The sequence below is a fragment of the Diaphorobacter sp. HDW4B genome, from assembly GCF_011305535.1.
Classification (GTDB): Bacteria; Pseudomonadota; Gammaproteobacteria; order Burkholderiales; family Burkholderiaceae_C; genus Diaphorobacter_A.
Window position 1 is genome coordinate 2,792,458 of record NZ_CP049905.1, and the last position, 25,205, is coordinate 2,817,662.

The following is a 25,205-nucleotide window of genomic DNA, read 5'->3' on the forward strand; positions in this document are numbered from 1 at the left end:
GCCCTGGAGAGAAACACCATGTCTATCTACATCAACAAAGACACACGCGTCATCACCCAAGGCATCACGGGCAAGACCGGCCAGTTCCACACTGAAAAGTGCCAGGAATACGCAAACGGCAAGAACTGCTTCGTCGCAGGCGTGAACCCCAAGAAGGCTGGCGAAAAGATTTTCGACATCCCGATCTTCGGTTCGGTCAAGGACGCAGCCAAGGAAACCGGTGCCACCGTTTCCGTGATCTACGTGCCACCAGCAGGCGCAGCCGCTGCCATCTGGGAAGCTGTGGAAGCCGATCTGGATCTGGCGATCTGCATCACCGAAGGCATCCCAGTGCGCGACATGCTGGAAGTGCGCAACAAGATGCGCGCCAAGGAAGCTGCCGGCGGCAAGAAGACCCTGCTGCTGGGCCCCAACTGCCCAGGTCTCATCACGCCCGATGAAATCAAGATCGGCATCATGCCCGGCCACATCCACAAGAAGGGTCGCATCGGCGTGGTTTCCCGCTCCGGCACCCTGACCTACGAAGCCGTCGCTCAGCTGACCGAACTGGGCATTGGCCAGTCGTCCGCCGTCGGCATCGGTGGTGACCCGATCAACGGTCTGAAGCACATCGACGTGATGAAGGCTTTCAACGACGATCCAGACACCGACGCCGTCATCATGATCGGCGAAATCGGTGGCCCGGACGAAGCCGAAGCCGCTCGCTGGTGCAAGGACCACATGAAGAAGCCGGTCGTCGGCTTCATCGCTGGTGTGACTGCCCCTCCAGGCAAGCGCATGGGCCACGCAGGCGCGCTGATCTCCGGCGGTGCCGACACAGCCGACGCCAAGCTGGCTGTGATGGAAGAGTGTGGTTTCACGATCACACGCAATCCATCCGAAATGGGTCGTCTGCTGCAAGCGCTGATCAAGTAATTTGATAGCAATGGAGTGAATTACCGCGCGCCTTTGCGCGGTGAAACTCTTAAATGCTTACGCATTACTACGCATGACGAGGGGCTTGCGCCCTTCTACACTGCGGACTCCATAAAGAAACGCCAGTCTGATTTCAGGCTGGCGTTTCGCATACATAACAGTGGAGTAACAATGGAATTTCTCAATTCGCCCGATTTCTGGATCGGGCTGGTCAAGATCATCTGGATCAACATCATCCTGTCGGGCGACAACGCCGTTGTCATCGCGCTCGCAGCCCGTTCTCTTCCCCCTGAACAGCAAAAGAAAGCCGTCATGATCGGCTCTGGCGCAGCCGTGGTGCTGCGTATCGTGCTGACTGTGGTTGCGGCCAAGCTGCTGGAACTCTCGTTCCTGCAGATCATCGGCGGCGCGCTGCTGCTGTGGATCGGCTACCAACTGTTGACCGGCGATGAAGACGGCGAAGGCGAATCCAAGGGCAAGGGCAGCATGATGGCCGCCGTTCGCACCATCCTGATCGCCGATCTGGTGATGAGCCTGGACAACGTGATCGCCGTGGCCGCCACAGCGCAGGGCAACATGGTTCTGCTGATTCTGGGTCTGGCGATCAGCATTCCGCTGGTGATTTTCGGCTCCACGCTGATGATCAAGCTGATGGAGCGCTTCCCCGTCATCGTCACGCTCGGCGCCGCGCTGATCGGTTGGGTGGGCGGCGAAACCATCATCAACGACAACCTCCTGCACGACTACGCGATCGCGCATCCATGGCTGCACTATGTGGCTGCTGCCGCTGGCGCGATTCTGGTGGTGGCCGTGGGCAAGTTCGTCAAGGCACGCAACGAGGCCAAGGCCGAAACCGCTGCCGCCTGACACTGGCACTCCAATCAAGTCCAAAGGCCGGGTCTTCGCAAGAAGGCTCGGCTTTTCTGCATGTCAAACAGCCTGTTGACTGACATCGGCGGCAGGTGGGTCTTCACTATGCTCCGGAGCAGGCATTCTCATCGAGTCAGAGAATGATTCCTTCAATGGTCATAGGGAGGTGACTCATGGAGTTGCTGTCTAGCTCTGCGTTCTGGATCGGGTTGCTGGAAGTCATCGGCATCAACATCGTGCTTTCGGGCGACAACGCCGTCGTGATTGCACTGGCTGCTCGCTCGCTTCCGCCGGAACAACAACGCAAGGCGATCCAGTTCGGCTCCGGTGCCGCCGTGGTGCTGCGCATCGTGCTGACCTTCCTGGCTGCCAAGCTGCTGCAAATGCCCTGGCTTCAGATCGTGGGTGGCTGTCTGTTGCTGTGGATCGGCATGCAATTGCTGACCAGCGACGATCAAGGCGACTCCGAGTCCAAGGGCTCCAACAGCATGATGGTTGCCATTCGCACCATCCTGCTCGCTGACCTGGTCATGAGCCTCGACAACGTGATCGCCGTGGCCGCCGCAGCACAAGGCAATATGGTGCTGCTGATTCTGGGTCTGGCCATCAGCATTCCGCTCGTGATCTTCGGCTCCACGCTGATCATCAAGATCATGGACCGCTTTCCCTTCATCGTCACCTTGGGTGCAGCGCTCATTGGCTGGGTCGCTGGCGAGACCATCACCAGTGACGAAGCACTCAAGGGCATTGTTGCAAACTATCCTTGGCTCCCACATGCGGCCTCCGTACTGGGGGCTGTGCTGGTCGTGGCAGTCGGGATGCTCTTGCAACGACGTGCCCAATCACGCAAGGCTTGAGCATGAGTTTGTACGTGCTTACTTTTTGACGAATCAATTTCTCGCGAGATGGTGCGTCGGATGACGTTGTTTGGGTTCTGGATGCGCTTTCTCGATGCATGCAGGTAGTTGACGATAGATAACAATTGGGCGCATGAACGCCGCTGTTGTTGCAAATCAACGGAGAATGAAAAAAAGCTATTGGTATCGCTTTGTTTCTATATGTCGTCTATTATCGCGATGAGGAAAACTATCGCACTTGATTGGCGTCGACCGTGAAATCGCGGCTGACGCTGCAGCCCAGCCGGCTGCCGAAACCAGGCTGAGCATTGACGTCACCATGATTCACCGGACCACATCCCAATACGAATTCGTTGCCCAGACGGATGCGGGCCGCGTTCGCTCGAACAACGAAGACGCGGTGGGCGTGAATGACATCAACGGACTGGCCATTCTGGCCGACGGCATGGGCGGTTACAACGCCGGTGAAGTGGCCAGCTCGATGGCCGTGGACTACCTGAACAACCATCTCTCTCGCCTGCTGCAGGAGCTGGGTACCGACGTGACGCCCACCGAGCTGCGCATCGCGCTCGAAATGTGCATCAACGGAGCCAACCGCAGCATCCTCGAAGCCGCACTGACCACGTCCGAGCACATGGGCATGGGCACCACGCTGGTCGTCGGAATGTTCCGCAGCGACCGCCTGCTGCTCGCACATGTGGGCGATTCACGCTGCTATCGCCTGCGCGATGGCGCATTGCAGCAGCTCACGCGCGATCATTCCTGGCTGCAGGAGCAGATCGACGCGGGCCTGATCACCCCTCAACAAGCCCAAGCGTCGGACCATGGCAATCTTGTCACCCGGGCCTTGGGAGTGGAAACTTCGCTGGATATAGAAATCAATGAATATCCGCTGGAGCCGCAGGACCTGTACATTCTGTGCTCGGACGGCCTCACCGACATGATCGGCGATGACGACCTGGCAGCATTGGCCAAGGCTCCGACGTCTCTCGAAGACAAAGCACAACGCATGATTCAGTTGGCCAACGCCATGGGAGGGCGCGACAACATCAGCGTCGTGTTGGTGCAAGTGGCAGGGCAAAAGCAGAAAAATATCAAACCCGGTTTGATGTCCAGACTGCTGCGCTCACATTGAGCCCGATCTTTGCTAGTAACTACGACAACAGACGATTGAACTAGAAGGTTGGAAGGAAAAAGATCATGCCCAAGTTGGTTGTATCGGTTGACGGAGTGGTCATCAAAGAAGTGCCTGTCACCAAGGAGCGCACAACGCTTGGCCGCCGCCCGTACAACGACGTGGTGATCGACAACCTCGCCGTCAGCGGCGAGCACGCGCTCATTCACTTGACCGATGACGCGGTCGAAATCGAAGATCTGGGCAGCACCAACGGCACCCACGTCAACGGCAAAGCCGTCAAGCGCCACAATCTGCGCAACGGAGACACCATTGAACTCGGTCGCTACAAGATTCGCTTTGTCGACGAGGTCCAAGGCGGCCCAGGTGCCGTGGACTACGAAAAGACCATGCTTTTCAAGCCAGGCATGGCCCTGCCCAAGATCCCCAACTCCCGTCCAGCACCGCTCACCCCGATGCCGCCCCTGCAGGCGGATGTGAAGGTGCTCTCGGGCGCAGCCGCAGGCCGCCAGGTCTCGCTGGTCAAGGTCGTCACCACCATCGGCAAACCCGGCGTGGCCGTCGCATCCATCACCAAGCGCCACCACGGCTTTGTGCTGGCGCATGTGGAAGGCGACGAAACACCTACGCTCAACGGCGAACAGATCAGTCAGGAACCCGTCTCACTCAAGGACGGCGACCGCATCGAAATCGTCGGGACGACGATGCTGTTCATCCAGCGCTGAACGCGCAAAAATCGCAAATCAAGAAAGCTATTGAAGTTATCGATTTGATAACATTCCTCGCGCCCAAATTGTCCCGAGTGACACTTCTGCGCGAACAAAAATGTCATTCGTTACAAACCAAAGCCCCAAGATTGACGCTGAAATAACAATCCATGCGGGTTTGGTGACTAGATCAAAGTTGGCACGCTAGCTGCTTGTAGGATCACAAGACTTGAGGCTCACGGGGTAAACCTCAAGTTCCCTCAACTTACTGATTTACTCCGGGGAGAAGTTAAATGAAGCGTTCTATCCAAAAGGGTTTCACCCTTATCGAACTGATGATCGTTGTGGCGATCATTGGTATTCTGGCTGCCGTGGCTCTGCCTGCGTACCAAGACTACACGGTGCGTGCAAGAATTACCGAAGGCTTCAATCTTGCGCAGCCTGCTCGCTCGGGCCTGGCCACGGATGGTGTCGCATCGTTGGCAGATTTCCAGAACTTCACCTCCACATGGAATAACCAAGCCTCCAGCTCTGGCGCGAACTCCAAATATGTGCAATCTGTTCTGTTTGATGCAGCCGGTAGCACCGCAGACGGCACTGCAACTGCTCATATCAATGTGAAGTTCAAGGCGGACACTGTTGGTAGCTTGGGCAACAAGATTGACATTCAACTGTATCCTCGTATGCGTACAAAGGGCTCGAGCGTGGCCGCAGTGGCTTTGGCTACAGCTTGGGGTGCTGGCGAATCTGGCTCACTCGATTGGGCATGCGTGTCGGAAACGCCGACCTCGGCCAACAATGCCAATCGTCTGATGGGTATTACATTTACCGCGAAGTCCACCAATGTGCTGGCAAAATTTGCCCCCGCCGAATGCCGTTAATACACCAACTGGATCTTTGATCCGGTAGTATCAAAAAGGAGTGCTTAAGCACTCCTTTTTTTTGCCATCTGAATGCTGACAATGGACATGATTGCACCTAGCAAACAAAGAATGAAGGCGGGATTGAAAGCAGGGCTCGTACATTTGAGTCTTTGTCTGATTATTGCCATCGGTATAGCCGTTGTTATTTTTAAAATTTGGTTTCCATATCCCTACAATGAAATATTGGGTGGGAGCAAGCTATTTTGGATGATCCTATGCATTGATGTCGTGGTGGGCCCGTTGCTGACCATGATTATTTTCAATCCTCAAAAGCCTCGTGGCGAATTGAAAAGAGACATGGCATGCATATTGATAATTCAACTAGTGGCACTTTGCATAGGCATTCATGCCGTTTTGCAGGCACGCCCCATTTTTCTTGCATTCGAGGTAGACCGATTCAAAGTAGTCACCTATGCAGACATAAAGAAGGATGATCTTTCTCCGATTGCGAATGAACTACACAAGATCCCATGGCAAGGTGTTCGCTTGATTGGCTCGGAGATTCCAGACGGATCTATGCTGGAAAGTCTGGAGCTTTCATTGCAAGGCTATGATTTGGCATATCGTCCTAAAGCTTGGGTGCCGTACGAGAAGGTCAGTGAGCAGGTCAGGAAGATAGCACTCCCTGTGCATGATTTAATCAAAAAGCGCCCATATCAAAAAAATGCCATAGAAGAAGAATTGAAAAAACTGGGCAAATCTGAATTGGAGCTTTTATGGTTGCCAGTCACAAGCTATAAATCCATGGATTGGGTTGCATTGATTGATAAAGACAGTGCAAGGCCGTTGTCTATTGTTCAAGTCGATGGTTTTTAAGTGAAAAGCTGCATGCCGAGGTCGCAAACTCAATGCGAATTCCAAATTTAAAACAGCTGCGTCCATTGATATGGTCTGCTATTCCTATAGCACTTATTTGTGGCGTTCTTCAGTGCGCATCCATATATTTTGGATATAAACGTTATTTGGTCAACGCTGAGATAATGATTTCATTGCTCATATGCGCGTTGGGATTTTTTTGGACAGGAGGTTTTATCTTTGGAGTGGCGATCCTGTCGGAGGTGGCTCTCGGTCTGTCGTCTGTGTTGACGCTTTTTGATTATCACCAAATATGGGGCATACTCTCGCTACTATGGGAAGCCAGAACTGAGTTTGTCATTGGTTTTTTTTCATTTGTTTTTTTATCGATCCTTGCATATGTCTATTGGGGAACTAGACTGAAATGCATGGGGGGGCGATCCTTGTTGATGCTTCTCTTTCCGATTGTGACTCTTCAGGTGGTTTTTTCATTTCAAGCCGGCAACTTTCTGTACCCAGGTACGGAAAAACGAAGTGAATTGATTTTTGGGAGTTCTATTTATTTTTCTGGCTATGTAATGAAGGAGAATGGAAAATTACATAATCTCCTCAGTCACGAGAATGTGGAATATATTCCTATTAGTCATCCATCAGCAATGATGCAGGTAATGGGGTCGGGGGAGAACTTTAAAAAATCTCGTAGAGTATTGTTGATACTGGCGGAATCTTGGGGAAACTCGATTGATAATGACATTGTCAATGCGCAAATTGCACCCATCAAAACGAACGGGTATATAGAAAATTTCAGCCAAGGGGTGGTTCAAGCAAGTGGGACAACAGCCTTTGGTGAGTTTCGTGAATTATGTGGAAAAATACCGTCTAAACTAAATCTTAGAAATATATCAACGACGGATACGGATGATTGTTGGCCTCAAAAATTTGGTAAAGCGGGTTACAAAACAATTGCCATTCATGGTGCAAGCAAAAATATGTATCATCGCTTGGATTGGTATCCGGTGCTTGGATTCTCTGAAATTATTTTCAAAGAAAATATGCATATCGCTACGGGCAGTGAATGTTATTCATTCCCCGGTTATTGTGATAGCGATATATTCGATATCGTGGAAGAAAAAATTTCATTAAAGAATAATGTATTCATGTACTGGTTGACATTGAATACGCATATGCCGTATGACAGGCGAGATATTAAAGATTACAGTGAAAAAATCTGTCGCGATGTATATCCGAATGGATTTGATGAACGTTTATGTAACTACCATAATCTTCAAAGCCAATTCTTTCAAAAACTATCGAAATATTTGTCGGAAAGAAAAATGACGAATTTGGAGGTCATTATTGTTGGTGATCATCCTCCGCCACTGCTTATAGACTCCACTTCGTTTAATTATTTCAAAAAGAATGAAGTTCCTTACATTCGATTTTTTGTGAGATGATATTCAGTTTTTAGATGAAAATCGTATCATTGATGTTTCGGTGGCACTGCTTTTAATTCATAATATGAGAAGCGCGCGGGTCATTTTTTGATATTGAATCTATATATGACGAGGACTAATATTCTGTTCTATAGATACAGGGCATGGGGTGTACTTGTACTGATTCTCTTGGCTTTCAATATTCCCAATATTATTCCTTGGGAGCGTGGCGCATACCCGGATACTTACATTTTCGACTTGCAGGAGCGCTTGTTGAAAAGCATCTTGATTGGACTGGCATTTTTATGCCTTTTCCGAGTTCCTTGGAAGGCCTGGCTAGTTGCTTGGATTGTGTTTCTCTGGTGGATGCCAGTTTCAATTGGTGTCAGACTGATCAATGGATCAGCAATTGACGCGGGATTGATTGGTACGGGCGTTGCTTCCAGTTTGGGTGAACTGAAAAATCTTCTGTTGACACTGAACTGGCTCTGGTTTCTTTCTCTGCTGCTTTGGAATTTAATACTTTTTGGCTTGTATAAGTACTTGGTACGAAAGCATGAATTAGTTTGGCCCGGGCGCGTACGTATCGTGGTTTTTGTGTTGATCGTAGCGATTTTCTTTTCGTTTGATTTTTTTAAAATTGAAAATTCTCCTGTAAATACCAATACGGTTAGTCAGACAGATTTTTTTGATGCATTTGTGGAGGCCGATAGAAATGTATTGTCTGATGGGGATTTGCCTTTGGCTTATCCTTTTGAATTGCCTATATCCATCTTGCAATATTTTCAAGCTAGGCGAATTATTGGCGACATAGTAGTGGAAATGAAGAATTTTCCACCGTCCGAGAGTATTCGATTGTCGACGCAATCTCCACAAATCGTTGTCTTGGTGATTGGTGAATCTTCTTCGCGCGATGCTTGGCATTTGTTTAATAAGAATGCACCAGAAAACACACCTCAATTGGAGCTTCGTGAGAAGCAGAAAATGCTGCACCTATTTACAAATGTCGTTGCTCAGTCCACTGCAACAAGACAAGCAGTTCCATCTATTCTGACAAATCAGCCGCTGATTTGGCCAGATGGACGAGCGAATAGGGATGCGACCAAATCGATTATTTCAATTGCCTCGGCTGCTGGATTCAAAACTGCTTGGTTTTCCAATCAATCAGCAATAGGGCAATTTGATGGAGTCATCGCTGCATATGCGAGTGAGGCTGATGTCAAGGCGTTCATGAATCCTTCATCCTTTTTTCAGCGCGGAACATACGATGAAGTTTTGTTGAATCCCGTAAAGAGGATGCTTTCCACCTCGGCGAAAGCGTTCATTGTTGTACATACGATGGGTAGTCATTTCAATTTTGAGCATCGTTATCCTCCAGATTTTGAACGATTCAAAGGGGGTGACAAAGTTGAGGATTCATATTTGAATTCTATTTCCTATACGGATAAATTTCTTGATCTATTGATTGATGAAGTAGATTCCATGAAAAAGTCTTCTGTGGTGATTTACACATCTGACCATGGGCAGGGGTTGCCAAGGGGACGATGTGGAAAACTGGAGATTAATCGCACGACAGCCGATGCATATCAAGTTCCTGCAGTGATATGGACTAGTGCTGAGTTTTCAAATGGAGCACCAAATGCTCTGAAGGCCATTGTTCAAAATAGAGAGGGAGCCTACAATAACGCTGCCATCTATCAAACGCTGAAGGATATTATGCTGGCGACACCCCAGGAAAATCGTGTCGAACAAAGCTTCTTATCGCCTAGTACAGATGGGGGGCAAAGGATGGCTGTCGCCCCAGGGCAAAAATGGGTGAATATAGACGAGGCAATCCAAAGAAATTTTTGTTCTATTGCATCATTTAAATAATACTCAATGAAATTTATATGAGATTTCTAATTTCAGCCTTGCTCTTGATGACTTTTTTTGCGTCAGGATGTGCGGCACTCATATATCAATTGGTTTGGCAGAGATTTCTATTTTCAAGTATTGGCGTGGATATAGACTCTGTGACTTTGATTGTCTCAACTTTCATGTTGGGCATTGGCGTTGGTGGGGCATTAGGTGGCTGGAGTGCCGATCGATGGCAGAAGGGGCGCTTGCAGATATACGGACTAGCAGAGCTTTCACTGGCCATTTTTGGTGTCTTTAGCCCTTATATTTTTTCTGAAATACAGAATCTGACACTTCTTGGGTCATCCTATTGGCTGATGTGTGTGATTTCAGTGGCTGTTATTTTGGTTCCAACCATAATTATGGGAATGACATTGCCAATACTGACCATGTATTTTGATGAACACTTGAGAAACGTGGGCGTTTCTGTTGGAAATCTCTATTTTTTCAATACATTGGGTGCCGCATTTGGTGCGTGGATTTCGGCATGGGTGTTGTTTGAAAAGTATGGATTGGCAAATAGTGCAAAACTAGCATCATTAATTAATTTTTCCTGCTTTATGATTGTTCTATTGTTGTGGATAGGAGTAAACACATTTACTGGAAAACCTAAACAAGTGAAAGCATCTCAATGAATGCCATCAGGTTTGTTAGCTTTTGGACGGGCTACTGCAGCTTGTCATTTGAGATTGCATGGATTCGCTTGTATGGATATGCAAATCTCAGTACGCCCAAGGCTTTTTCGTATGTTCTTGTAGTTTTTTTGATGGGAATCGCATTTGGTGCTCTTTTAGGGAAATATATCTGCCGGCAATATTCAGATGAAAAAATACTGAAGACTAGTATTTACATCCTGTTATTCGCGGCAATCTTCGCATCCCTTGGCCCGTGGATAGCATACTATGCTAGAGCAGTAGTGCTTGATAATATTCTGACACCCGCAGTGATTTTTGTGACATCTGGAATCCTGGCTACACTTTTTCCGGTGACTCATCATTTGGGAACGCCTAAGGATGTCGCTATCTCTGGGCGAGGAAAACATTTTTCAAATGTATATATCTTGAATGTTGCAGGCGCAGCATTGGGCCCTCTTGTTACGGGTTACATCTTGTTGGAATATTTCACGATAACTCAAATATTTCCTCTCATATCCCTTCTGATCATATTACTCGCAATGATTGTTTGGAGGATTTCCGGAGTGCCTTGGAAGGGGGAGTGGCGCTTGGGGGGAGCACTGATCCTCAACGCAGGGGGTATCTTACTTTTGGGGGCATACAGTCTTTATGATCCCCATTCTTTGGTGCGGCTTTTCGCTAATACTCCAGGCGCACACATTGTCAGCTCTCATGAAGGTCGACATGGAGTTATTACACTAGCCACGGCAGAAGATGGAGGAACTCAAGACGCAGTCGGACGTGATTTTTCCGTTTATGGAGGAAATGTCTATGATGGAAAAACCAATGTCGATTTGGAAAAAAATACGAATGGGCTTGAGCGATTGCTTGCGCTTCATGTGTTGCAGCCAGAAGCAAAAAAAGTTTTAATAGTTGGATTATCTATTGGCTCATGGTTGACTGTGCTTGAGGGCTTTCACGGCATCGATGAAATTGATGTAGTTGAGATTAATTCTGGATATTTGGAACTTGCAAATAAATTTGCTCCGCAGCGGAGAGCAATTCACGACCCGAGAGTCAAAATTCATATTGATGATGCAAGAAGATGGCTGAAATTTCACCCTGAAAAAAAATATGACATCATCCTGATGAATACCACATGGCATTGGCGCTCAAATTCCTCCATGTTATTGTCAAAAGAGATGCTTTCTCTTATAGAGCAACATTTGACGGATCGAGGTGTGATGGCATTTAACGCCACTGGCTCTGTTGATGCATTTTATACAGCAAGTCAAGTATTTAGAGAATCGAGGCGATATGTTAATTTTATTTATGGGGCGAATTGGAATGCATTTGACCGCATTGATCTGACTAGCTGGGATAAGTTGTGGGGGGTTTCTGTGGATGGACATGCTGGATTTTCCAAGGGTAGTCTTGCGGTTTCAAAATACGCCAGCATCCCATTTGTAAAAATCGATGAAGACTTAAAAAAATTGGATCGATTGCCTGAAATTATTACTGATGATAATATGCTTGTGGAATATAAATATGGGCTGAGTCATTAGGGAACCTCTCACAACCGGCGATTCCCCAGTCGCCCACTCCGCATGGCGAGCAGATTGCTCATTGACTGGTTTGTTCAACGCAGATTTGGGTCATTTCGGGCCCATTGCGCCCCCGACTCTCAGGCCTTCGCCGTTTGCAGGCGCACCGGTCTCTTTGAGCTCGCTGTTTTGAAGAACGGATCGACCTTGTTTTCAAGGAACGACGCCAGGCGCTTCAAGTTGTAGCACGCAACCATCATCGTCATGACCGTGGTGGCTCTGGTCTGTCCAATCGTGCGCACGAACTTGTCGCCCATGTGACGGATGCCTGCAAACACGTGCTCGACACGCGCACGGCGCTTGGCAATGCGTTGATTGCGTTGCTCCTGACATTCGCTGAGCGGCTGCTTCGCTTTGGCTTTGCGCTGGATGCCATCTTTGAAGCCCAACACCTTGAGCATCTTGATGCGTTGAGCGCTCGGGTAGGCCTTGTCGGCATTGACCTCTTTGCCGGTGTTCTTCATATCCAGCACTTCATCGAAGTGATGGCCGTCGTGCTCGCTCGCTGTCCCCGTGGCCACGCCCCGGATGAAGCCGTGTTTGTGATCGACGCTCACACTCAGCTTGTAGCCAAAGTAGCGCTTGCCGTGCTTCTTGGTGTGGGTGGCATCGATGTCTTTTTGCCGATCTTTGGCATCACCCCATTCAGGTCTTTGGCCGTTGGAGAGTTGCTCGCGTTCGCCCTTGTTCATGCGTTGGCGCGGTGCTGGCACCAAGGTCGCATCGATGGCCTGACCACCGCGCGCGATGTAGCCATGACGATGCAATTGCTCGTCCACGCCATGCAGCAAAGCCGTGGCTCCATCCACGCCCAGGCGCTCGCCAAAGCGCCAGATGGTGTTGCGGTCCGGAACGTTCATCGAGTCTTGCAGCAAACAAAATCGCTGGTAGCTCATGCGGTCAAGCAGTTGATATTCCATCTGCTCGTCCGAGAGGTTGTAGAGCCTCTTCAGGACCATCACCCGTACCATGACCTCAGTGGGATAGGCCGGACGACCACCCTTGCGCCCATCACTGCGCTCGATGATTCCATCGACCAGACGGGCCAGCGCGGTGAAGTCGATGTGCTGCGCAATGACTTGCAGCGGATCGCCCACTTCATCGATCTTGCGCTTGCGGGAGGCTTCGGCGAACAGGTCGAACTTCAGGGCACTGCGGGGGGTGATCATGCTGCGAATTTACTGCATCAGATGACGTGAGTCAGCGACGTCGGGAGGTTTTGAGAGGTTCCCTGAAGTGTGGATATTAATGAGTGGTAATTTTAAAGTGGCACTTCAGAGGTTGTTGAGGGGTTCCAATATTGCATGCTCGAATCGAGGTTGCACAGTGCAAGCCGTTAGGCCCTGTCGTTGGGAGGTATCAAATTCCAGTCTCCAGACTTGCCGCCATGCTTTTCCATGATTTGCATATTTGTCAATATCATCCCCCGGTCCACCGCCTTGCACATATCGTAAATGGTCAGCAGCGCAATCTGCACAGCAGTCAATGCTTCCATTTCCACGCCCGTCTGCCCGACAGTCTCTACAGTCGCAGTGCATTGAACGGCCGAATCCGTTTCTCGAATCTCAAACTCCACTGCTACCCGTGTCAGTGCAAGCGGGTGGCAGAGTGGGATCAGGTCACTGGTTTTCTTCGCTGCCATGATTCCCGCGATCCGGGCGATTCCGAGTACGTCTCCTTTTTTGGCCGTTCCCGATTGAATCAGTGCCAGGGTGGCGGGGAGCATGCGGATTTCGCCTGTGGCTACTGCTACGCGGTGAGTGGATTGTTTTCCTCCGACATCGACCATGTGTGCCTGGCCTTGGGCATCGAAGTGGGTGAGTGCTTGCCCGTCGGTGGGCTTGTTGTTGGCTGGGGAATCGGTGGTCATGGGATGGATCCTGAATGTCGGAGCAATCAATAATGGAGATACGCTGGGGTCGACAGGAGGTGCGATCCAACGCGAGGCGCATGGGGTCGTCATTTGTATTTATGGCACTTCCTGCGCAACCATTGTGGGTTCGGGGCATCATAAGACTTGGGCGCGCTGGTGGCATCGAGTCGTTGAGCGCTTTTGGGGTTTTGACGGAGTGTGCGTTTGACTCTCAACAATTCACGTTTCTTGGGCCGCACCGGGCGAGCTATCGTGGCTGGTGTGCTGGCGGCTTCCACTTTGGCGGTGGGCAGTGGCAGTGCGTGGGCTCTCGGCCTTCCATCTCTCGGCGACGGGCAGAGCCTGACGACGCCGCAGGAGCGCAAGCTGGGTGATCGGATCATCAAGGAGCTGTACCGCGATCCGGATTATCTGGACGATGCGGTGCTGACCGAGTACGTCAGTCAGATCATGGCGTCGCTGATGAAGGTGTCGGAAGAACGCGGCGAGCTGAGTGATGAGCTGAAGGATCGCTATGCGTGGCAGGTTCTGCTGGGGCGTGACAAGCAGGTGAATGCGTTTGCGCTGCCTGGCGGTTACTTTGGTGTGTATCTGGGGCTGATCTCGATTGTCTCGACGCGCGATGAGCTGGCGTCTGTGCTGGCGCATGAGTTGAGCCACGTGACGCAGCGGCATATTGCGCGGATGATTGATCAGCAGGGCAAGATGACGCCGTTGATGATCGGCTCGATGATTCTGGGGGCGCTGGCGGCGAGCCGTAGTCCGGATGCTGCGGCTGCGCTGATGATGGGCGGGCAGGCTGCTGTGGTGCAGAACCAGCTCAATTTCACGCGAGACATGGAGCGTGAGGCGGATCGCATCGGCTTTGGCCTGATGAAGCCAGCCGGTTTCGCGCAGCAGGGCTTTGTGGGCATGTTCGACAAACTGCAGCAGGCCAATCGCATCAACGACAACGGCAGTTGGCCGTATTTGCGCAGTCACCCGCTGACCACGCAGCGGATTGCAGACATGCATGCGCGCATTGGCAAGGAGGATGGCGCGGAGCCGCCTGCTTCGCTCGACCACGTGATGATGGTGGCGCGCGCGCGGGTGTTGACCAAGCCGGGGGTGGAGGTGCTGCGCCAGTACGTCAACGAGACCAAGGATGTGGGGTTTGCCGACAAGTCGCTCAATCGCCGGGCGAGCGCGTTCTATGCGGCGGCGCTGAGTGGTGTGCAGTTGCAGGATTACGCTCTGGCGCGCGATGCGGTCGGCAAGCTCAAGCCGCTGGTGCAGGGCAATGCGGCGGCGCAGCGTCAGGTGCAGTTGCTGGCGGCGGAAGTGGAGATGGCGGCGGGCAAGCCCGAGGATGCGTTGCGTGAGCTGAATGCGGGTGGCCAGAGGATCACAGCCGATGCGGGGCGTCCCGAACTGCTGGCGCGCACGCAGGCGTTGCTGCAGTTGAAGCGCGGTGCCGAGATGACAGGCACGCTGCAGACGTGGGTGGCCACGCATCCCAAGGATTCAGGCGCGTGGCTGGCGTTGTCGCGGGTGTGGAATCAGCAGAACCAGCCGCTGCGGGCGATCCGTGCCGAGGCGGAGGCGCAGATGGGGCATTACGACTACGCGGCGGCGCTCGATCGTTTCAAGGCCGGGCAGGATCTGGCGCGCAAGGGCGGCGGCGATTTCTACGATGCGTCGATCATCGACACGCGCCTGCGCGAAGTGGAGTCACTTCTTAAGGAGCAGGCCGCCGATCGCAGCCTCAATTAGCATGCCGAGCACGGAGTAGATCAGCGAGCCGATCAGCGCGGCGCCGAAGCCGTGCACGTTGAATCCGTTGCCAAGCACCGAGCCTGCGGCCCAGAACATCAGTGCGTTGATGATGAAGAGAAACAGCCCCAGCGTGATCAGCGTGACCGGCAGCGTGAGGATGACGAGCACGGGCCGCAGGATGATGTTGAACAGACCGATGACGGCGGCTGCGATCAGGGCACTGGGGAAGCTGCGCACTTCGACGCCGCTGTAGATGCTGGCCACAAACAGAAGTGCGGCTGCGCTGAGCAGCCATTTGAGCAGGAGTTTCATGGCTCGGGAGAATAGCACCGACGCATGTCGGCCGGTGCACTCCCGCTCTCGATCCCGATAGGCCGACGGCTTACTCGACGGCGACGAACATCATGCAGAACAGGCCTGCAAGCGTTCCTGGCAGCGCCCAGGTGCGGCCGGGCTTCTTGACCTTGACGGTCGGTGCGGGCGCGGCGGTGGCGACAGCGGGGTTGGGAACATACGCTTGCTGCGTGTTCGCGTTTTCCTGCTTGGGGCGGCGTGCGTCCAGCAGTTCGGTCTGCGCGCCGTACTGCTGCTGGAGTTGCTCCAGCAGCTCGGGCAGTGGCGTCTTGGCGAGCACGGTGCTCACTTGTCCGTTTTGGGATTCGAACCAGGGCAGCAGTTGCGCGAACAGCTTGTCGGCCCATTTGGCGCGCCAGGATTCGCGTGCGCTGTGGCTCACCCACTTGCTGATGCGGTGCGTCATGCGCGGTGCGCAGGCCACCAGCACCCAGTGCGTGGTCTGGCCAGCGGCGGCCTGTGCGATGGTGGGTTCAATGAGCTGACGCGCGTACTTGGCATCATCGACATACACGATAACGGTGTCCATGAGTCCTCCTTGAAGTGGCTGCGTGATTGTGGGTGGAATCGTTGTAGTGCATGGGAGCCGGTGCGTGCGAAGCACACATTCATGGTTCCCATGTAGAAATACCTGTGAACGCAATATACAGAGGCATTCACAGGTATTGGTCTTTTTGCACCTGAAATCAGGGGATTGGCACGCGGCCGCTCCCTTGATTCAGCGCATTGCCGCGTCAGTGTGCGGCGGGCGCGTCGCCACCAGCGGTCTTGCGCTTGGCGACGATGGCCTTGCCGATCAGCAGAACCAGCAGGGCACCGGCAACGCTGGCTGCGTAGCGCAGGGTGTCGGACTGCGGGATCTTGAACATCCACTGCCACTTGTCGGGGTTGGCGAACACGGGGTCGGTCACGAGCATGCCACCTGCGATCCAGCCCAGCAGCATGCCGCCGGCGGTGATGATCATCGGGAAGCGCTCCATGAGCTTGATGACCAACTGGCTGCCCCAGACGATGATCGGGATGGAGATCAACAGACCCAGCACCACGAGCAGCATCGAGTGTTCGCCTGCGTTCTGTGCCGCGCCAGCGATGGCGATCACGTTGTCCACGCTCATCACCAGGTCGGCGACGATGATGGTCTTGATGGCTGCGAGCAGCTTGTCGCTGCCGGCGACGTCGCCATGGCCGTCTTCATCGGGGGCGAGCAGTTTCACGCCAATCCACACCAGCAGGATCGCGCCCACTGCCTTCAGGAACGGCAGATTCAGCAGCGTCATTGCAAAAGCAATGAGGATGACCCGCAAGATGATGGCACCGGCGGTGCCCCAGATGATGCCTTTCTTGCGCTGCTCGGGTGGCAGCTTGCGGCATGCGAGTGCGATCACCACCGCGTTATCGCCACCCAGCAGGATGTCGATGATGATGATCTGACCCAGCGCGACCCAGAATTCGGGCGAAGTCAAAAAGTCCATAAAGTCCTCAACGTCAATGTTCAAAGGGCTCTGCCGACCACGCGAAATTTCATGGTAGCGCAAAGCCCCGGTTTGATTGGGTATTGGACTGATGGAGGTGAACTTGTCCTACGCCGGCACACGGTGGCGCTTGCGCGAAGGAGCAGCTAACCTTGATCAGCCCAAAGGGGCCCATCAAAGGTCTTGCTCAGCCAGGTTCTTGACGTTGTTATCACCTGTGCCCGGGCTGCCGGAAGCTTGCGCTTCGTATTGACGACAGACCGTCAAGCCCGAAAACATGCACGCACAGGGTCAATCGTTGAGATTGAACGTCCCGTTTGTTGGCGTGATTTCGGGTTGGGAGCTACTCCCCTTCAATCCCGCCATTGGAACACACGCAAAAAGGCCTAGGCAAGCCGTGGGAAAAGTAACGCTTTGTTCGTTTTTGAGGAGAAGTCTTTGTCAAGGCTCAAAAAATAAGCATTCCGTGCTATGGATTTTCTGTTGCATTTGAATCCCCGTGATTACCCTAGGGTCCGTGATGACAGGGTGGAGGACTTATCATCGGCCCCCCTCATGAGCTGCTCGGATTCGTCTTTGTCCCTCATCCACATCACCGACATCGAAGCGGCGATCAACCACTGGCGCGCCCGTTCGCCAGCGGATGCGGGTGCCGCTCTGGCCAGCGAACTGATCGTGCTGGCCGAGGTGTATGCGCGCATGGTCTACCAGCATAGGGATGAGATCGCAGAAGGCGACATGCCTGCCGAAGCCATGTTCGCCTGGCTGGAGTGGTACGACACGACCATGGACACGCCGTGCATCGCCATCTGTTCGACCAGTCAGGGGGATGCCACCTGCAAGGGCTGTGGTCGCACGTTTGGCGAAGTGCAGAACTGGCTGGAGTTGGGCCCGGTGCAGAAACGCGCGGTGTGGCGGCGCATCACCATGCAAGGTACGGCCTTGCGATTCACGCGCTACAAGGAGCGCGCCGGTCGCTGAGATTGCTGAGGGTCCGCGCCTGTTTACGCAATGGGCGTGAACGGCTATCGTGGAGCGCATATGCTGCGTCTCGTGACTGCTCCCAACATCGTTCAGGCCAAGATCTGGTGCGACCTGCTGTGCGAAGCAGGCTTGCCCGCGACAGTGCTGCGCGAGCATTTCGCATCGGTGCACGGCCTGATGCCGCCCACGGAATGCAATCCGGAAATCTGGCTGGAACACGAAGAGCACGAAGCTGCTGCGCGCAAGCTGCTCGACGATCTGGACCATCTGCCGCAGCGCAAGTGGCAATGCCGCTGCGGCGAGACGGTCGAAGGCGGGTTCGAACAGTGCTGGAGCTGCGGGGGCTTCATGCAGCTCGGCCAGCCACTGTCGTGATCGATCGAATGATCGATTGATTGACCGGTTGATTATTTCCAGCGGACCGGCTCGACCACCACACTGCCCAGATTGCTGCTGAACGTGAGCGTGTTTTCCTGAATCGTCGCCTGCAACTGCATGCTGCGCTCGGCCAGCTTGGCGAGCTCCTGCGATGCGTCCGTCGGAATGCGCCAGACCTGCACCTTGTCCAGCCGCGCGATCTTGTTCTCGATGCCCTTCCACCAGATTTCCGATGCGTGATTGAACGGATAGACGATGACCGCATCGGTCTTGCTGCAGGCCTTGGTGATCGGCTTTTCTTCGGGCTGACCGACTTCGATCCACAGACGCTTGCGGCCAGTGAAATCGGTGAGCGAGACGTCGGGATCTTCCACATCCGACAGGCCAGCGCCGAAGGCCAGCGTACCGTCGCCATTGCAGATGGCCTGCAACTTGTAAGCGTTCAGTGCAAGTGCGGCCAGGCGGATCATCATGCGCTCGTCGGTTTCGCTGGGGTGGCGGGCGAGCGTGAGCGAATGGTCGGCGTAGTAGCCGTTGTCGATGTCGGCAATCGAAAGATTCGCCTTGAAGATGGTGGATTTGATGGCCATGAGGCTTTCGTTCTTTGGGTAAACGAAGCCGCTGGCTTCGATTGGTCGATCGTTTGGAGACGCCAATACAGCCCTTCATGCGTCGTTGCTCACGCTTGCCGTACGGGAGTACTGTCTGCGCGTGAGACGCCTAGCCTGAAGGGCTGTCTTGGCGTTGTGGCTGGAGATCGAGGCGCAGATGCGCTTCGAAGCCCGTTGGTGCCTCCTTGCGGAGGCACGTTCGCCTTTGTTGGCTTTTAGACGCGCTTGGCCAGTTCTGCGGCCTTGCCGGTGTAGCTGCCGGGGGTCATGGCGAGCAGGCGGTCCTTGTCGGCTTGGGGGATCTCGAGCGATTGGATCAGGGCGTGCAGCGCTTCGGCGGTGACGGTCTTGCCGCGGGTGACTTCCTTGAGCTTTTCGTAGGCACCGGCCACGCCGTAGCGGCGCATCACGGTCTGGATGGGCTCGGCCAGGACTTCCCAGCTGTGGTCCAGATCCTTGGCGAGGGCTTCTTCGTTGAGTTCCAGCTTGTTCAGGCCGGTCAAGAGCGAGTTGTAGGCCAGCACGGCGTAGCCAAGGGCCACGCCGATGTTGCGCAGCACGGTGCTGTCGGTGAGGTCACGTTGCCAGCGGCTGATCGGCAGCTTTTCCGACAGGTGGCGCAGCATGGCGTTGGCCAGGCCCAGATTGCCTTCGGCGTTTTCGAAGTCGATCGGGTTGACCTTGTGCGGCATGGTGGACGAGCCGATTTCGCCGGCCTTCAGCTTTTGCTTGAAGTAACCCAGGCTCACGTAGCCCCAGACATCGCGCGAGAAGTCGATCAGGATGGTGTTGGTGCGGGCCACGGCGTCGAACAGCTCGGCCATGTAGTCGTGCGGCTCGATCTGGATGGAGTAGGGCTGGAAGGTCAGGCCCAGACCATCGGGCTCGTGGCTCTCGATGACCTTCTTGCTGAAGGCTTCCCAGTCAAAGTCGGGCCAGGCGGAGAGGTGGGCGTTGTAGTTGCCGACCGCGCCGTTCATCTTGGCCAGCATTTTCACGCTGCTGATGCGGTCGGCGGCGGTCTGCAGGCGCATCACCACGTTGGCGATTTCCTTGCCGACGGTGGTGGGGCTGGCGGTCTGGCCGTGGGTGCGGCTGAGCATGGGCACGTCGGCAAATTGACGGGCCATGTCGCGCAGCTTGAGCTGGATGCGATCGAGCGTGGGCAGCACGACCTTGTCGCGACCGGCGCGCAGTTGCAGGGCGTGGCTGGTGTTGTTGATGTCTTCGCTGGTGCAGGCGAAGTGCACGAATTCAGCGGACTTTTCCAGTTCAGGACGAGCATCGAACTTGGACTTGATCCAGTACTCGACCGCCTTCACGTCGTGATTGGTGGTCTTCTCGATGTCCTTGATCGCGGCGGAATCGGCTTCGGAGAAGTTGCTCACCAACCCGTGCAGGTAGTTGCGTGCGCCTGCGGACAGCGGCTTGAATTCGTCGAAACCGGCATCGGACAGGGCGATGAACCAGGTGATTTCCACCTGCACGCGGCGCTGCATGTAGCCATGCTCGCTCATGATGGGGCGGAGGTCTGCGAGCTTGGCGGCGTAGCGGCCGTCAAGGGGGGAGAGGGCGGTGATCGTGGACAGGCTCATAGCCCTCTATTGTAGGTCGCGTGACTTTGGCGATGCTGACGATGGGTTTGTGCTCGCCCACCGGCCATGTGTTGTTGGCAGGGAACGCTCTGCGTTGGGCAGGGATGGTGGTTTGCACTTAGGTATGCGACCGGAATCAAGACGCGCGTCAACTGGCCCTAGAATCGGTTTGTCATCTTCATAGGTGACTGATTTTGATAGTGAAAGTCTGACCATGAAACTCATTGGATCCTCTACCAGCCCCTACGTGCGCAAGGTGCGCGTTGTGATGGCGGAAAAGAAGCTGGACTACCGCTTCCAGGAGGAAGCCGTATGGTCGGAAGAAACCAAAATCTCCGAATTCAACCCGCTGGGCAAGGTGCCGTGCTTGGTGATGGAAGGCGGCGAAGCGGTTTTCGACTCGCGCGTGATCGTCGAGTATCTGGATACCCTGTCCCCGGTGGGCAAGCTGATTCCGTCGTCCGGCCGCGAACGCGCCGAGGTCAAGACCTGGGAAGCGCTGGCCGATGGCGTGCTCGACGCGGGTGTGCTCTCGCGCATGGAATCGACCTGGCAGCACCGCAAGGACGGCGAACGCTCGCAGGCGTGGATCGACCGCCAGCACACCAAGATCAAGGCAGGCCTTGTCGCCATGAGTCTCGGTCTGGCCGAAAAGCCGTACTGCAGCGGCATTCACCTGAGCCTCTCCGACATCGCCGTGGGCTGTGCGCTGGGCTGGCTGGCATTTCGCTTTCCCGAAATCGACTGGCGAGGTGACCACCCCAATCTCGCACGTCTGTACGACAAGCTGATGCAGCGCCCCAGCTTCAAGGACACACAACCGCATTGATTGCGAGCCGCAGAAGACTGAAGACCGAGACGGCACCGATGGGTGCCGTTTTGCATGATGAGGCGAGAACGAGCTTCTGATAGCGCACTCAAAACACAAAAGCCCTGCTACTGAAAAAGTAGCAGGGCTTTTGTGCTGAAATAAAAAAGTCGCGAAGCGTCCCGAAACGAATTAAGAGAGGGAGGGAGGAGAAGCGCTTCAGGATTTCCAGTCAAACGCGATGTCTGAAAGGCTTCGCAACTACAAATCAATTCTGTTCTTTATCCGACGATCCATTCATTTGGATGAACTAGTTTCGCATATAGAGTAAGTCCTTACGCGACAAGTTCCATCCAATTTTCACAAAAAAATGTAACCGCTACCTACGCCCGTTAGCCGCCGCAGCGGTGCTCCCGAGGACTGTCCCAAATATCAGGCAAAACCCATAAAGATGCAACCGCTGTCATGTCAGCCAACGCCGTGTCGACAGGTGAGTCATGCACTCAGATCTACAAGATTAACCTATCGGATGAAGCTTCGACTGAGTAAGAATACTAATTCGGTTGAGCATGCTTCTTGCGAGTGAGTTTGCGCAGAAACCATTGCTCAAAATCGTCAATGTAGGTGAACAACGCCGGAATCACGAGCAGGCTCAGCACGGTCGAGGTGATCAGCCCGCCGATCACGGCGGTCGCCATGGGGGAGCGGAAGCTCATGTCGGCACCGCCCAGCGCCAGCGCGATCGGTGCCATGCCCGCGCCCATGGCGAGCGTAGTCATGATGATCGGGCGGGCGCGCTTGTGGCAGGCGTCGAGCAGCGCGTCGAGGCGGCTCATGCCGTGATCGCGGCGCGCGACGATGGCGTATTCCACCAGCAGGATGGAGTTCTTGGTCGCAATGCCCATGAGCATGATCAGCCCGATGAGCGAAGGCATCGAAAAGCTCTTTCCCGCCATCAGCAGGCCCACGAACGCGCCGCCCAGCGACAGCGGCAGGGCCGCCAGAATCGTCACCGGCTGCAGGAAGTCCTTGAACAACAGCACCAGCACGATGTAGATGCAGACCACGCCGGTCAGCATCGCAAGGCCAAAGCTGGCGAACAGCTCACCCATGGCTTCCGCGTCGCCGATGTCGATCAGGCGCACGCTGGCTGGCAGCGCCTGCACTGAAGGCAACTGGCGCACGGCTTCCTGCACTTCGCCCAGGCCCTGCGAGCCGAGTTCGATGTCGAAATTCACATTGCGCGAACGGTCGTAGCGACTGATCACCGCCGGGCCGTCTGCGAGTTCCAGCGTCGCCACTTCACCCAGGCGCACCGGGCCGTGCGCGCCGGGCACCGTGAGGCGCTCCAGCGTGGAGAGGTCCTGGCGTGCGGCGTTGTCCAGTCGCACGACGATGGGAACCTGCCGCTGGGCGAGGTTGAGCTTGGGCAGGTACTGGTCGTAGTCGCCGACGGTCGCCACGCGCAGGGTTTCGGCGATTGCGTTGGTGGAGACGCCCAGATCGGCGGCACGCGCGAAATCCGGGCGCACGGCGATTTCCGGGCGCACGAGGCTGGCCGAGGAGGTCACGCCGCCGATGCCGGGAATCGTGCGCAGTTCGCGCTCCACGGCTTGTGCGGCGGCGGACAGCGCCTGCGGGTCTTCGCTGGCGAGCGCGAGGATGTAGCGGTCGTTGGAGCCACCAAGGCCGATCTTCACGCGCACGCCGGGCAGGTCCTGCATGGCGATGCGCAGTTGCTGCTCGATGGCCTGCTTGCGTGGACGCTCGCCGCGCGGGCTGAGCGTGAGGGTGAGCGTGGCCTTTCGCGGGTCAGACGCGGCGTTGCCCATGAACGGGTCCGAACCCGCCGAGCCGCCGCCAATCGTCGCGTAGATGCTGGCGACATGGCCGATCTTCATGGCGTGCTCGGTGGCTTGCGTGAGCAGCTCGCGGGTTTCGGGCAGTTTGGTGCCGGGCGGCAACTCCAGCGTGACCTGGGTCTGCTGATTGTCGTCCGCCGGGATGAAGCCCGAGGGCAGCAGCGGAATCAGCGCGAGCGAGCCGATGAAGAACAGCAGCGCGGCCAGCAGCGTGAGCACGCGGTGCTTGAGGCACCACTGCGACGCGCGCATGTAGGCGGCGAGCCAGCGCGGCTCTTTCTCTTCGCCGACCAGCGGCTTGAGCATGTAGGCCGCCATCATCGGCGTGAGCAGCCGCGCGACGACCAGCGATGCGAACACCGCAAGCGCCGCCGTCCAGCCGAACTGCTTGAAGAAGCGCCCGGCGATGCCGCTCATGAACGCAGTTGGCAGGAACACCGCGATCAGCGTGAAGGTGGTGGCGATCACCGCGAGACCGATTTCGTCGGCTGCTTCCATCGCCGCCTGATACGGCGACTTGCCCATGCGCAGATGGCGCACGATGTTCTCGACCTCGACGATCGCATCGTCGACCAGAATGCCGACCACCAGCGACAGCGCAAGCAGGGTGATGATGTTGATCGAAAAGCCCAGCAGGTGCATGCCGATGAAGGCCGGAATCACCGACAGCGGCAGCGCGACCGCCGAGACGATGGTCGCGCGCCAGTCGCGCAGGAACAGCCAGACCACGACGATGGCGAGAATTGCGCCCTCGTACAGCAGATGCATGGAGCTGTCGTATTCGTCCTGCGCAATCGTCACGAAGTCGAAGGCGCGGGTGAGCTTCAGATCGGGGTGGTCGGCCTGCAACTGGTCGAGCACCTTCTGCACGCCCGCGCCCACTTCCACTTCGCTGGCGCCGCGAGCGCGCGTGATCTCGAAGCCGATCACCGGCTGGTCGTTGAGGAAAGCAGCAGAGCGCTGCTCGGCCGTGGTGTCGGTGACGGTGGCGATCTGGTCGAGGCGGATATGGCGTCCGCCGGAGAGCGCGATGTCCATGGCCGCAATCTGGTCAGCCGTCTGCACCGTGGCGAGCGTGCGCAGCGGTTGCTCTTCGCCGCCCAGTTCGGCACGGCCACCCGCGCTTTCGAGCTGCGTTGCGCGCAATTGGCGCGAGACGTCGGCCGCCGTGGCACCAAGCCCTTGCATGCGCTGCGGATCGAGCGCCACGCGCACCTCGCGCGTCACGCCGCCCACGCGGCTCACGGCACCCACGCCGGACACGGCCAGCAGGCGGCGCGTGAGCGAGTCGTCGACGAACCAGGACAGCGCCTCGTTGTCCAGCTTGCTCGACGAAATCGTGAACGCCAGAATCGCCTGCCCCGACAGATCCAGCTTGTTGACGATGGGGTCGCGCAGATCGGCAGGCATTTCCGAGCGCACGCGCGAGACGGCGGAGCGCACGTCGTCCACGGCTTCCTGCACGGGCTTTTCGAGGCGGTATTCGGCCGAGATGGTGGCCGTGCCGTCGGTCAGCGTGGTGGTGATGTGCTTGAGGCCCTGCGTGGTGGCGATGGCGTTCTCGATCTTGCGCGCGACGTCGCTTTCGAGCTGACCGGGCGCAGCGCCGGGCAGCGAGGCGGTGACGTTCACGACGGGCAGGTCCATGTCGGGAAAGTTCTGCACCTTCATCGCTTGGAACGACAACAGGCCTGCCAGTGTGAGCAGCACAAAGATCATCGCTGCCGGGATCGGATTGCGGATGGACCAGGCGGAGAGATTCAT

At 55.2% G+C, this 25,205-nt stretch carries 23 protein-coding genes; 15 read left to right on the plus strand and 8 right to left on the minus strand.

Annotated elements, in window-relative coordinates:
- The first annotated feature begins 18 nt into the window (after positions 1-18).
- The 11 genes from sucD (at position 19) to G7048_RS12855 (ending at position 11,710) form a co-directional block, all read left to right on the plus strand.
- On the plus strand, positions 19-915 hold the full coding sequence (gene sucD, locus G7048_RS12805) for a succinate--CoA ligase subunit alpha (RefSeq protein ID WP_166068509.1): 897 nt from the start codon (positions 19-21) through the stop codon (positions 913-915).
- 171 nt (positions 916-1,086) lie between these two features.
- Positions 1,087-1,782 carry a TerC family protein gene (locus G7048_RS12810; protein WP_166068510.1) on the plus strand — a complete coding sequence of 232 codons (696 nt, stop codon included), beginning with the start codon at positions 1,087-1,089 and terminating at the stop codon, positions 1,780-1,782.
- A gap of 176 nt (positions 1,783-1,958) precedes the next feature.
- Entirely contained in the window at positions 1,959-2,642 is a 684-nt protein-coding gene (locus G7048_RS12815; protein ID WP_166068511.1) for a TerC family protein, read from the plus strand.
- 319 nt (positions 2,643-2,961) lie between these two features.
- Positions 2,962-3,777 (plus strand): Stp1/IreP family PP2C-type Ser/Thr phosphatase, encoded by an 816-nt coding sequence (locus tag G7048_RS12820; protein ID WP_166068512.1) that lies wholly within the window; start codon positions 2,962-2,964, stop codon positions 3,775-3,777.
- Positions 3,778-3,842: 65 nt separating this feature from the next.
- Entirely contained in the window at positions 3,843-4,502 is a 660-nt protein-coding gene (locus G7048_RS12825) for an FHA domain-containing protein (protein WP_166068513.1), read from the plus strand.
- 275 nt (positions 4,503-4,777) lie between these two features.
- On the plus strand, positions 4,778-5,365 hold the full coding sequence (locus tag G7048_RS12830) for a prepilin-type N-terminal cleavage/methylation domain-containing protein (RefSeq protein WP_166068514.1): 588 nt from the start codon (positions 4,778-4,780) through the stop codon (positions 5,363-5,365).
- Between the two features lie 81 nt (positions 5,366-5,446).
- Entirely contained in the window at positions 5,447-6,223 is a 777-nt protein-coding gene (gene tfpZ / locus G7048_RS12835; RefSeq protein ID WP_166068515.1) for a TfpX/TfpZ family type IV pilin accessory protein, read from the plus strand.
- Positions 6,224-6,369: 146 nt separating this feature from the next.
- Positions 6,370-7,656, plus strand: coding sequence for a sulfatase-like hydrolase/transferase (locus G7048_RS12840; protein WP_166068516.1), 1,287 nt, complete (start codon positions 6,370-6,372; stop codon positions 7,654-7,656).
- Positions 7,657-7,761: 105 nt separating this feature from the next.
- Positions 7,762-9,507, plus strand: a complete 1,746-nt coding sequence (locus G7048_RS12845) for a phosphoethanolamine transferase (protein WP_166068517.1) — start codon at positions 7,762-7,764, stop codon at positions 9,505-9,507.
- 17 nt (positions 9,508-9,524) lie between these two features.
- Entirely contained in the window at positions 9,525-10,166 is a 642-nt protein-coding gene (locus tag G7048_RS12850; protein ID WP_166068518.1) for an MFS transporter, read from the plus strand.
- Positions 10,163-11,710, plus strand: a complete 1,548-nt coding sequence (locus tag G7048_RS12855) for a hypothetical protein (RefSeq protein WP_166068519.1) — start codon at positions 10,163-10,165, stop codon at positions 11,708-11,710. The genes G7048_RS12850 and G7048_RS12855 overlap by 4 nt, the downstream gene beginning before the upstream one ends.
- Before the next feature lie 119 nt (positions 11,711-11,829).
- Here G7048_RS12855 and G7048_RS12860 read toward each other — a convergent pair whose 3' ends face one another.
- Entirely contained in the window at positions 11,830-12,915 is a 1,086-nt protein-coding gene (locus G7048_RS12860; RefSeq protein WP_240933321.1) for an IS5 family transposase, read from the minus strand.
- Between the two features lie 170 nt (positions 12,916-13,085).
- Entirely contained in the window at positions 13,086-13,619 is a 534-nt protein-coding gene (moaC, locus tag G7048_RS12865) for a cyclic pyranopterin monophosphate synthase MoaC (RefSeq protein ID WP_166068521.1), read from the minus strand.
- Positions 13,620-13,883: 264 nt separating this feature from the next.
- Here moaC and G7048_RS12870 point away from each other — a divergent pair, with 264 nt between their 5' ends.
- Positions 13,884-15,374 (plus strand): M48 family metalloprotease, encoded by a 1,491-nt coding sequence (locus tag G7048_RS12870; RefSeq protein WP_240933322.1) that lies wholly within the window; start codon positions 13,884-13,886, stop codon positions 15,372-15,374.
- On the opposite strand, the gene G7048_RS12875 is transcribed toward G7048_RS12870, so the two are convergent.
- The 3 genes from G7048_RS12875 to G7048_RS12885 all read right to left on the minus strand — a co-directional run bounded on the left by G7048_RS12875 (position 15,333) and on the right by G7048_RS12885 (position 17,203).
- The gene (locus tag G7048_RS12875; protein WP_166068522.1) at positions 15,333-15,689 is read right to left on the minus strand and encodes a phage holin family protein; all 357 of its coding nucleotides are present in this window, start codon (positions 15,687-15,689) and stop codon (positions 15,333-15,335) included. The genes G7048_RS12870 and G7048_RS12875 overlap by 42 nt on opposite strands.
- Before the next feature lie 70 nt (positions 15,690-15,759).
- A complete protein-coding gene (locus G7048_RS12880; protein ID WP_166068523.1) occupies positions 15,760-16,260 on the minus strand; it encodes a hypothetical protein in 501 nt (166 codons plus the stop codon).
- Between the two features lie 205 nt (positions 16,261-16,465).
- Positions 16,466-17,203: a TerC family protein gene (locus G7048_RS12885; protein ID WP_166068524.1), complete on the minus strand. Its 738-nt coding sequence runs from the start codon at positions 17,201-17,203 to the stop codon at positions 16,466-16,468.
- 576 nt (positions 17,204-17,779) lie between these two features.
- On the opposite strand from G7048_RS12885, the gene G7048_RS12890 reads away from it, so the two are divergent.
- A complete protein-coding gene (locus tag G7048_RS12890; RefSeq protein ID WP_205750272.1) occupies positions 17,780-18,184 on the plus strand; it encodes a DUF3717 domain-containing protein in 405 nt (134 codons plus the stop codon).
- 60 nt (positions 18,185-18,244) lie between these two features.
- Complete coding sequence (locus G7048_RS12895) at positions 18,245-18,562, plus strand: putative signal transducing protein (protein ID WP_166068526.1); 318 nt, start codon at positions 18,245-18,247, stop codon at positions 18,560-18,562.
- 32 nt (positions 18,563-18,594) lie between these two features.
- On the opposite strand, the gene G7048_RS12900 is transcribed toward G7048_RS12895, so the two are convergent.
- Together G7048_RS12900 and purB are read right to left on the minus strand one after the other, a co-directional pair.
- Positions 18,595-19,155, minus strand: a complete 561-nt coding sequence (locus tag G7048_RS12900) for a YaeQ family protein (protein WP_166068528.1) — start codon at positions 19,153-19,155, stop codon at positions 18,595-18,597.
- A gap of 236 nt (positions 19,156-19,391) precedes the next feature.
- On the minus strand, positions 19,392-20,771 hold the full coding sequence (purB, locus tag G7048_RS12905; RefSeq protein WP_166068529.1) for an adenylosuccinate lyase: 1,380 nt from the start codon (positions 20,769-20,771) through the stop codon (positions 19,392-19,394).
- Between the two features lie 214 nt (positions 20,772-20,985).
- Here purB and G7048_RS12910 point away from each other — a divergent pair, with 214 nt between their 5' ends.
- The gene (locus tag G7048_RS12910; protein WP_166068530.1) at positions 20,986-21,600 is read left to right on the plus strand and encodes a glutathione S-transferase N-terminal domain-containing protein; all 615 of its coding nucleotides are present in this window, start codon (positions 20,986-20,988) and stop codon (positions 21,598-21,600) included.
- A gap of 533 nt (positions 21,601-22,133) precedes the next feature.
- Here the strand turns inward: G7048_RS12910 and G7048_RS12915 are convergent.
- Positions 22,134-25,205, minus strand: coding sequence for an efflux RND transporter permease subunit (locus G7048_RS12915; protein WP_166068531.1), 3,072 nt, complete (start codon positions 25,203-25,205; stop codon positions 22,134-22,136).

Bases quoted from the DNA above. Each gene is read 5' to 3' on its own strand.
- sucD (WP_166068509.1), top strand. From the start codon at position 19: ATGTCTATCTACATCAACAAAGACACACGCGTCATCACCCAAGGCATC.
- G7048_RS12810 (WP_166068510.1), top strand. From the start codon at position 1,087: ATGGAATTTCTCAATTCGCCCGATTTCTGGATCGGGCTGGTCAAGATC.
- G7048_RS12815 (WP_166068511.1), top strand. From the start codon at position 1,959: ATGGAGTTGCTGTCTAGCTCTGCGTTCTGGATCGGGTTGCTGGAAGTC.
- G7048_RS12820 (WP_166068512.1), top strand. From the start codon at position 2,962: ATGATTCACCGGACCACATCCCAATACGAATTCGTTGCCCAGACGGAT.
- G7048_RS12825 (WP_166068513.1), top strand. From the start codon at position 3,843: ATGCCCAAGTTGGTTGTATCGGTTGACGGAGTGGTCATCAAAGAAGTG.
- G7048_RS12830 (WP_166068514.1), top strand. From the start codon at position 4,778: ATGAAGCGTTCTATCCAAAAGGGTTTCACCCTTATCGAACTGATGATC.
- tfpZ (WP_166068515.1), top strand. From the start codon at position 5,447: ATGGACATGATTGCACCTAGCAAACAAAGAATGAAGGCGGGATTGAAA.
- G7048_RS12845 (WP_166068517.1), top strand. From the start codon at position 7,762: ATGACGAGGACTAATATTCTGTTCTATAGATACAGGGCATGGGGTGTA.
- G7048_RS12850 (WP_166068518.1), top strand. From the start codon at position 9,525: ATGAGATTTCTAATTTCAGCCTTGCTCTTGATGACTTTTTTTGCGTCA.
- G7048_RS12855 (WP_166068519.1), top strand. From the start codon at position 10,163: ATGAATGCCATCAGGTTTGTTAGCTTTTGGACGGGCTACTGCAGCTTG.
- moaC (WP_166068521.1), bottom strand. From the start codon at position 13,619: ATGACCACCGATTCCCCAGCCAACAACAAGCCCACCGACGGGCAAGCA.
- G7048_RS12875 (WP_166068522.1), bottom strand. From the start codon at position 15,689: ATGAAACTCCTGCTCAAATGGCTGCTCAGCGCAGCCGCACTTCTGTTT.
- G7048_RS12880 (WP_166068523.1), bottom strand. From the start codon at position 16,260: ATGGACACCGTTATCGTGTATGTCGATGATGCCAAGTACGCGCGTCAG.
- G7048_RS12885 (WP_166068524.1), bottom strand. From the start codon at position 17,203: ATGGACTTTTTGACTTCGCCCGAATTCTGGGTCGCGCTGGGTCAGATC.
- G7048_RS12895 (WP_166068526.1), top strand. From the start codon at position 18,245: ATGCTGCGTCTCGTGACTGCTCCCAACATCGTTCAGGCCAAGATCTGG.
- G7048_RS12900 (WP_166068528.1), bottom strand. From the start codon at position 19,155: ATGGCCATCAAATCCACCATCTTCAAGGCGAATCTTTCGATTGCCGAC.
- purB (WP_166068529.1), bottom strand. From the start codon at position 20,771: ATGAGCCTGTCCACGATCACCGCCCTCTCCCCCCTTGACGGCCGCTAC.
- G7048_RS12910 (WP_166068530.1), top strand. From the start codon at position 20,986: ATGAAACTCATTGGATCCTCTACCAGCCCCTACGTGCGCAAGGTGCGC.
- G7048_RS12915 (WP_166068531.1), bottom strand. From the start codon at position 25,205: ATGAATCTCTCCGCCTGGTCCATCCGCAATCCGATCCCGGCAGCGATG.